5 protein-coding genes are annotated in these 8,162 nt (G+C 49.1%); 4 read left to right on the forward strand and 1 reads right to left on the reverse strand.

What is annotated here, in order from left to right; all coding sequences use genetic code 11:
• Positions 1–258: 258 nt before the first annotated feature.
• The 4 genes from purM to ppx all read left to right on the forward strand — a co-directional run bounded on the left by purM (position 259) and on the right by ppx (position 5,717).
• A complete protein-coding gene (gene purM / locus E0D98_RS19210) occupies positions 259–1,296 on the forward strand; it encodes a phosphoribosylformylglycinamidine cyclo-ligase (RefSeq protein ID WP_001299062.1) in 1,038 nt (345 codons plus the stop codon).
• Positions 1,296–1,934: a phosphoribosylglycinamide formyltransferase gene (purN, locus tag E0D98_RS19215; RefSeq protein WP_001028614.1), complete on the forward strand. Its 639-nt coding sequence runs from the start codon at positions 1,296–1,298 to the stop codon at positions 1,932–1,934. Before purM ends, purN begins: the two co-directional genes overlap by 1 nt.
• A gap of 170 nt (positions 1,935–2,104) precedes the next feature.
• Entirely contained in the window at positions 2,105–4,171 is a 2,067-nt protein-coding gene (gene ppk1 / locus E0D98_RS19220; RefSeq protein WP_000529576.1) for a polyphosphate kinase 1, read from the forward strand.
• A gap of 4 nt (positions 4,172–4,175) precedes the next feature.
• On the forward strand, positions 4,176–5,717 hold the full coding sequence (ppx, locus tag E0D98_RS19225) for an exopolyphosphatase (protein WP_047086721.1): 1,542 nt from the start codon (positions 4,176–4,178) through the stop codon (positions 5,715–5,717).
• Positions 5,718–5,755: 38 nt separating this feature from the next.
• On the opposite strand, the gene pdeF is transcribed toward ppx, so the two are convergent.
• Positions 5,756–7,999, reverse strand: a complete 2,244-nt coding sequence (gene pdeF / locus E0D98_RS19230; RefSeq protein WP_050877146.1) for a cyclic-guanylate-specific phosphodiesterase PdeF — start codon at positions 7,997–7,999, stop codon at positions 5,756–5,758.
• Positions 8,000–8,162 lie beyond the last annotated feature (163 nt).

Raw genomic sequence — 8,162 nt, forward strand, 5'->3', positions numbered from 1 at the left:
GCAATATTCTTTTCGTTGACTTTAGTCAAAATGATAACGGTTTGAGATAAAGTTATTTTATATTCAAATGGTTATGAAAGAAGATTATTCCATCCGAAAACTAACCTTTACCCTGGCACAAGTCTTCTTTCGCCGCGTGCCTGGGCAAAAGACGTGCAAAAAGGTTGTGTAAAGCAGTCTCGCAAACGTTTGCTTTCCCTGTTAGAATTGCGCCGAATTTTATTTTTCTACCGCAAGTAACGCGTGGGGACCCAAGCAGTGACCGATAAAACCTCTCTTAGCTACAAAGATGCCGGTGTTGATATTGACGCGGGTAATGCTCTGGTTGGAAGAATCAAAGGCGTAGTGAAGAAAACGCGTCGTCCGGAAGTGATGGGCGGTCTGGGCGGCTTCGGTGCGCTGTGTGCATTGCCGCAAAAATATCGTGAACCTGTGCTGGTTTCCGGTACTGACGGCGTAGGTACCAAGCTGCGTCTGGCGATGGACTTAAAACGTCACGACACCATTGGTATTGATCTGGTCGCCATGTGCGTTAATGACCTGGTGGTGCAAGGTGCAGAGCCGCTGTTTTTCCTCGACTATTACGCAACCGGAAAACTGGATGTTGATACCGCTTCAGCGGTGATCAGCGGTATCGCGGAAGGATGTCTGCAATCGGGCTGTTCACTGGTGGGTGGCGAAACGGCAGAAATGCCGGGGATGTATCACGGTGAGGATTACGATGTCGCGGGTTTCTGCGTTGGCGTGGTAGAAAAATCAGAAATCATCGACGGCTCTAAAGTCAGCGACGGCGATGTGCTGATTGCACTCGGTTCCAGCGGTCCGCACTCGAACGGCTATTCGCTGGTGCGCAAAATTCTTGAAGTCAGCGGTTGTGATCCGCAAACCACCGAACTTGATGGTAAGCCATTAGCAGATCATCTGCTGGCACCGACCCGCATTTACGTGAAGTCAGTGCTGGAGTTGATTGAAAAGGTCGATGTGCATGCCATTGCGCACCTGACCGGCGGCGGCTTCTGGGAAAACATTCCACGCGTATTGCCAGATAATACTCAGGCAGTGATTGATGAATCTTCCTGGCAGTGGCCGGAAGTGTTCAACTGGCTGCAAACGGCAGGTAACGTTGAGCGCCATGAAATGTATCGCACCTTCAACTGCGGCGTCGGGATGATTATCGCCCTGCCTGCTCCGGAAGTGGACAAAGCCCTCGCCCTGCTAAACTCCAACGGTGAAAACGCGTGGAAAATCGGTATCATCAAAGCCTCTGATTCCGAACAACGCGTGGTTATCGAATAATGAATATTGTGGTGCTTATTTCCGGCAACGGAAGTAATTTACAGGCAATTATTGACGCCTGTAAAACTAACAAAATTAAAGGCACCGTACGGGCAGTTTTCAGCAATAAGGCCGACGCGTTCGGCCTTGAACGCGCCCGCCAGGCGGGTATTGCAACGCATACGCTCATCGCCAGCGCGTTTGACAGTCGTGAAGCCTATGACCGGGAGTTGATTCATGAAATCGACATGTACGCACCCGATGTGGTCGTGCTGGCTGGTTTTATGCGCATTCTCAGCCCGGCGTTTGTCTCCCACTATGCCGGGCGTTTGCTGAACATTCACCCTTCTCTGCTGCCGAAATATCCCGGATTACACACCCATCGTCAGGCGCTGGAAAATGGTGATGAAGAGCACGGTACATCGGTGCATTTCGTCACCGATGAACTGGACGGTGGCCCGGTTATTTTACAGGCGAAAGTCCCGGTATTTGCTGGTGATACGGAAGATGACATCACCGCCCGCGTGCAAACCCAGGAACACGCTATTTATCCACTGGTGATTAGCTGGTTTGCCGATGGTCGTCTGAAAATGCACGAAAACGCCGCGTGGCTGGATGGTCAACGTCTGCCGCCGCAGGGCTACGCTGCCGACGAGTAATGCCCCGTAGTTAAAGCGCCAGCTCTGCCGCTGGCGTTTTTCAATTCACCTGTAAATCGCAAGCTCCAGCAGTTTTTTTCCCCCTTTTCTGGCATAGTTGGACATCTGCCAATATTGCTCGCCATAATATCCAGGCAGTGTCCCGTGAATAAAACGGAGTAAAAGTGGTAATGGGTCAGGAAAAGCTATACATCGAAAAAGAGCTCAGTTGGTTATCGTTCAATGAACGCGTGCTTCAGGAAGCGGCGGACAAATCTAACCCGCTGATTGAAAGGATGCGTTTCCTGGGGATCTATTCCAATAACCTTGATGAGTTCTATAAAGTCCGCTTCGCTGAACTGAAGCGACGCATCATTATTAGCGAAGAACAAGGCTCCAACTCTCATTCCCGCCATTTACTGGGCAAAATTCAGTCCCGGGTGCTGAAAGCCGATCAGGAATTCGACGGCCTCTACAACGAGCTGCTGCTGGAGATGGCGCGTAACCAGATCTTCCTGATTAATGAACGCCAGCTCTCCGTCAATCAACAAAACTGGCTTCGTCATTATTTTAAGCAGTATCTGCGTCAGCACATTACGCCGATTTTAATCAATCCTGACACTGACTTAGTGCAGTTCCTGAAAGATGATTACACCTATCTGGCGGTGGAAATTATCCGTGGCGATACCATCCGTTACGCGCTGCTGGAGATCCCATCAGATAAAGTGCCGCGCTTTGTGAATTTACCGCCAGAAGCACCGCGTCGACGCAAGCCGATGATTCTTCTGGATAACATTCTGCGTTACTGCCTTGATGATATTTTCAAAGGCTTCTTTGATTATGACGCGCTGAATGCCTATTCAATGAAGATGACCCGCGATGCCGAATACGATTTAGTGCATGAGATGGAAGCCAGCCTGATGGAGTTGATGTCTTCCAGTCTCAAGCAGCGTTTAACTGCTGAGCCGGTGCGTTTTGTTTATCAGCGCGATATGCCCAATGCGCTGGTTGAAGTGTTACGCGAAAAACTGACTATTTCCCGCTACGACTCCATCGTCCCCGGCGGTCGTTATCATAATTTTAAAGACTTTATTAATTTCCCCAATGTCGGCAAAGCCAATCTGGTGAACAAACCACTGCCGCGTTTACGCCACATTTGGTTTGATAAAGCCCAGTTCCGCAATGGTTTTGATGCCATTCGCGAACGCGATGTGTTGCTCTATTATCCTTATCACACCTTTGAGCATGTGCTGGAACTGCTGCGTCAGGCTTCGTTCGACCCGAGCGTACTGGCGATTAAAATTAACATTTACCGCGTGGCGAAAGATTCACGCATCATCGACTCGATGATCCACGCCGCACATAACGGTAAGAAAGTCACTGTGGTGGTTGAGTTACAGGCGCGTTTCGACGAAGAAGCCAACATTCACTGGGCGAAGCGCCTGACCGAAGCAGGCGTGCACGTTATCTTCTCTGCGCCGGGGCTGAAAATTCACGCCAAACTGTTCCTGATTTCACGTAAAGAAAACGGTGAAGTGGTCCGTTACGCACACATCGGGACCGGGAACTTTAACGAAAAAACCGCGCGTCTTTATACTGACTATTCGTTGCTGACCGCAGATGCGCGTATCACCAACGAAGTACGGCGGGTATTTAACTTTATTGAAAACCCATACCGCCCGGTGACATTTGATTATTTAATGGTGTCACCGCAAAACTCTCGCCGTCTGTTATATGAAATGGTAGACCGCGAAATCGCCAACGCGCAGCAAGGGCTGCCCAGTGGTATCACCCTGAAGCTAAATAACCTTGTCGATAAAGGCCTGGTTGATCGTCTGTATGCGGCCTCCAGCTCCGGCGTACCGGTTAATCTGCTGGTTCGCGGAATGTGTTCGCTGATCCCCAATCTGGAAGGCATTAGCGACAACATTCGAGCCATCAGTATTGTTGACCGTTACCTTGAACATGACCGGGTTTATATTTTTGAAAATGGCGGCGATAAAAAGGTCTACCTTTCTTCCGCCGACTGGATGACGCGCAATATTGATTATCGTATTGAAGTGGCGACACCGCTGCTCGATCCGCGCCTGAAGCAGCGGGTGCTGGACATCATCGACATATTGTTCAGCGATACGGTCAAAGCTCGTTATATCGATAAAGAACTCAGTAATCGCTACGTTCCCCGCGGCAATCGCCGCAAAGTACGGGCGCAGTTGGCGATTTATGACTACATCAAATCACTCGAACAACCTGAATAACCCTATGCCAATACACGATAAATCCCCTCGTCCGCAGGAGTTTGCTGCGGTCGATCTTGGTTCAAACAGTTTTCACATGGTCATAGCCCGTGTGGTAGATGGTGCCATGCAGATTATTGGCCGCCTGAAACAGCGGGTGCATCTGGCGGACGGCCTGGGGCCAGATAATATGTTGAGTGAAGAGGCAATGACGCGCGGTTTGAACTGTCTGTCGCTGTTTGCCGAACGGCTACAAGGGTTTTCTCCTGCCAGCGTCTGTATAGTCGGCACCCATACGCTGCGTCAGGCGCTGAACGCCACTGACTTTCTGAAACGCGCGGAAAAGGTCATTCCCTACCCGATTGAAATTATTTCCGGTAATGAAGAAGCCCGTCTGATTTTTATGGGCGTGGAACATACCCAACCGGAGAAAGGTCGCAAACTGGTTATTGATATTGGCGGCGGATCTACGGAACTGGTGATTGGTGAAAATTTCGAACCGATTCTCGTTGAAAGCCGCCGGATGGGTTGTGTCAGCTTTGCCCAGCTTTACTTCCCTGGCGGGGTCATCAATAAAGAGAATTTTCAGCGCGCTCGTATGGCGGCAGCACAAAAACTGGAAACTTTAACCTGGCAATTCCGTATTCAGGGCTGGAACGTGGCAATGGGCGCTTCCGGTACCATAAAAGCCGCCCATGAAGTGTTAATGGAAATGGGCGAGAAAGACGGGATAATTACCCCGGAACGTCTGGAAAAACTGGTAAAAGAAGTTTTACGTCACCGTAATTTCGCATCGCTGAGTTTACCGGGTCTTTCCGAAGAGCGGAAAACAGTCTTCGTTCCTGGACTGGCGATTTTATGCGGTGTGTTTGATGCTTTAGCCATCCGTGAACTGCGCCTTTCTGACGGGGCTTTACGCGAAGGCGTACTGTATGAAATGGAAGGACGTTTCCGTCATCAGGATGTGCGTAGTCGCACCGCCAGCAGCCTCGCCAACCAGTATCACATCGACAGCGAGCAGGCCCGACGGGTGCTGGATACCACTATGCAAATGTACGAACAGTGGCGGGAACAGCAACCGAAGCTGGCGCATCCGCAACTGGAGGCGCTACTGCGATGGGCCGCCATGCTGCATGAGGTCGGGTTGAATATCAACCACAGCGGTTTGCATCGCCACTCCGCTTATATTCTGCAAAACAGTGACTTGCCGGGTTTTAATCAGGAACAGCAGCTGATGATGGCGACACTGGTGCGCTATCACCGTAAAGCGATTAAGCTCGACGATCTGCCGCGCTTTACCTTGTTTAAGAAGAAACAGTTCCTGCCACTGATACAGCTATTGCGCCTTGGCGTATTACTAAACAATCAACGTCAGGCAACCACCACACCGCCAACATTGACACTGATTACTGATGACAGTCACTGGACACTGCGTTTCCCGCATGACTGGTTTAGTCAGAATGCGCTGGTACGGCTTGATCTGGAAAAGGAGCAAGAATACTGGGAAGGCGTGGCTGGCTGGCGGTTGAAAATTGAAGAAGAAAGTACACCTGAAATCGCCGCTTAATGCTTTGCGGGCCGACGAGAAATGTCGGCCCGCATTATTCAGGCACTTTCGCGAATGGGTTCGATTTCATTCAGCGTATCAATTAACGGTTGCGGCTTACCAATAAGATAACCCTGCATATAATCGATCCCCAAAGAGAGCACCGCCTCGCGGATCTCTTCGTTTTCAACGTACTCTGCCACTACCCGCATTTTCTTCATTCGCGCCAGGTGGCAAATCGATGCCACTATCTGATAATCCAGACTATTTGACACAATATTGCGGATAAAACTGCCGTCAATTTTAAGCAGATCGGCATTCACATTTTTAAGCCGCGCATAGCTGGCGTAGCCGGTGCCGAAATCATCAATCGCAATCTGGCAGCCTAATTCCTGAAGATGCTGCAAGGTGATTTGCGCCTGCTTAACATTGGTCAGAGCATTACTTTCGGTGACTTCAAAAATAAGTTGACACGCTTCAATCTGATATTTATCCAGCAACTGACTGACTTCAACAGGAAAACGAGCCTGACATACCGAGGTTGGAGACAGATTAATAGCAAAACGGTGAGCGGGCATCTTCGCTCTGTTTTCAGCCATAAATTGCAGCGTATGCTCAATGACCCACATGTCGATACTCGACGATAAACCAAATTCGTGCGCGACCGGCAAGAAGCTATCGGGGCCGATCAGTTCATCATTCTCACCTTTCATGCGCAGAAGAATTTCATGGTAAACATCACCACGCATACCGGTAATCGGCTGGGCCATCAGGAAAAAATGGTTGTGTTCCAGCGCCTGCTGTAGTCGATTCATCATCGCGACTTTATCTTTCAATTCGCGTTGCAAATACATTGCCCCGCGACGCTGCATATTTTCCGGGGCGTTGGTCACGATGGAAAGTTCGGCGACCGTATTTAGCTCTCCCAGCAGCAGGTAGATATGATTCACTGGCGAGCGCACATAGCAGTAACTGACGCCAATCTGCGGTTGCATCGGCATGCCATCCCAAAAGAAACGAAATTGCTTGAGATGGCTATCCAGTGCGGTAATGCGCTCCTGATGCGATTCTGTATTCAGCCGCAGCGCGAGATCGTTACCCGAAAGCTGATAAACATCTTCACCCGGTTCCAGCAAGGGTGACAGCCAGTGAGAAAGTTTTTGCTTGTATTGAATCCGCAGCATGATGCCATAGTTCTTAACCAGCATTTCCATGCCAGGGATGCGTAAATAACAAAGCGCAGACCAGGGGGCATCACGCAACGCGCGATTCAGGGCGCGAACATTTGGCAGATGAACCACCGGGTCCACATACGCAAGCCGCTGAATGCGTCTGACTACCGCTCGCTGACGAGTTGCCAGTACAGCCATATAATTGACAATAAAAGAGAATACCAGATAACTGGAGGAGGTTATGGTCAGCTGCGTGGTATAGCCAGGATAAATGGGAATGTAATTTTGATAGCTGTGGATGCTGATCATCAACACGACCGCCCAGAGCAGCGAAATCAGCTTATAACCATAGCGCATCGCTCCCCACATCATCAGGGGCAGCAATAATGACAAGGTATAATTGGTGCTAAAAATTGTGCTTTTTTCATTTAACGGCATGCATAACAGCAACAATAAAGCACCTAATGCCAGTAGCCAGAGCGCGAACTCTTTTTTGGTGACTTTGGCATCAACCTGCTGTTTTAATTGCGAATAATAGCTACGTAAATAAAATGGATTTCGCACTACCCGAATGATGAAGTAGCACAGCGGGACACCGATCAGATTACCCACCAGTAAGGCCTGATAATTGATTAAAGTCCCGAGGTTAAAAGGCATGACACCGACCAGATTTTCTCTGCTCGCCAGCAATCCTACAAATGCAGCAAACTGGAAAAGTATCAGAAACAGCGTTGCAGGAAACACTATCTGCCAGAATATACGCTGGGAAATTAAACGGGTATCACCATGTGAAACGTTGTTACGCCGGGGAGTAAAGACCCTGTAACCGCCCCAACAGAGAATGATAATGATAATAAAATTAGCCGTTAATGAGAGCGTTTCGTAAAAACCCAGCTCTGCATATTTGCGGACAAAAATCCCTAAGGTGATCCCTGGCAATGCCGCCCAGCTGAAAAACATCATCATGCTGATCATCAGTGCCAAAGGCAGATAAAAGAGAAAAACCTCACCGGAAGAAATATGCGCGAAAGTATTAATGTGGGCGAAAATGGGCAAGATTAAAGAAGGCAGGAACAGCGGAAGCCCCCACCATTTATCACGTATTTTTATATAAGTTGCATTCAGTTTCATAGATGCTCAGCAGAATCCCCCACATCCTGAAGGAGGTGTATTCAGACAGGCATCCCACCTGACTTCGAATGATGATTATTCATCACTATAGAGAGCATTGATTCTAAGTGTCATATGAAAGTTCCAATTGATATATATCAAACAAAATAACCCTGATTAATGA

This window comes from Escherichia sp. KCJ4928 (assembly GCF_004352695.1).
Lineage (GTDB): Bacteria > Pseudomonadota > Gammaproteobacteria > Enterobacterales > Enterobacteriaceae > ECMA0423.

Excerpts from the sequence above, each read along its gene's own strand:
- purN (WP_001028614.1), top strand. The coding sequence starts at position 1,296 with ATGAATATTGTGGTGCTTATTTCCGGCAACGGAAGTAATTTACAGGCA.
- ppk1 (WP_000529576.1), top strand. The coding sequence starts at position 2,105 with ATGGGTCAGGAAAAGCTATACATCGAAAAAGAGCTCAGTTGGTTATCG.
- ppx (WP_047086721.1), top strand. The coding sequence starts at position 4,176 with ATGCCAATACACGATAAATCCCCTCGTCCGCAGGAGTTTGCTGCGGTC.
- pdeF (WP_050877146.1), bottom strand. The coding sequence starts at position 7,999 with ATGAAACTGAATGCAACTTATATAAAAATACGTGATAAATGGTGGGGG.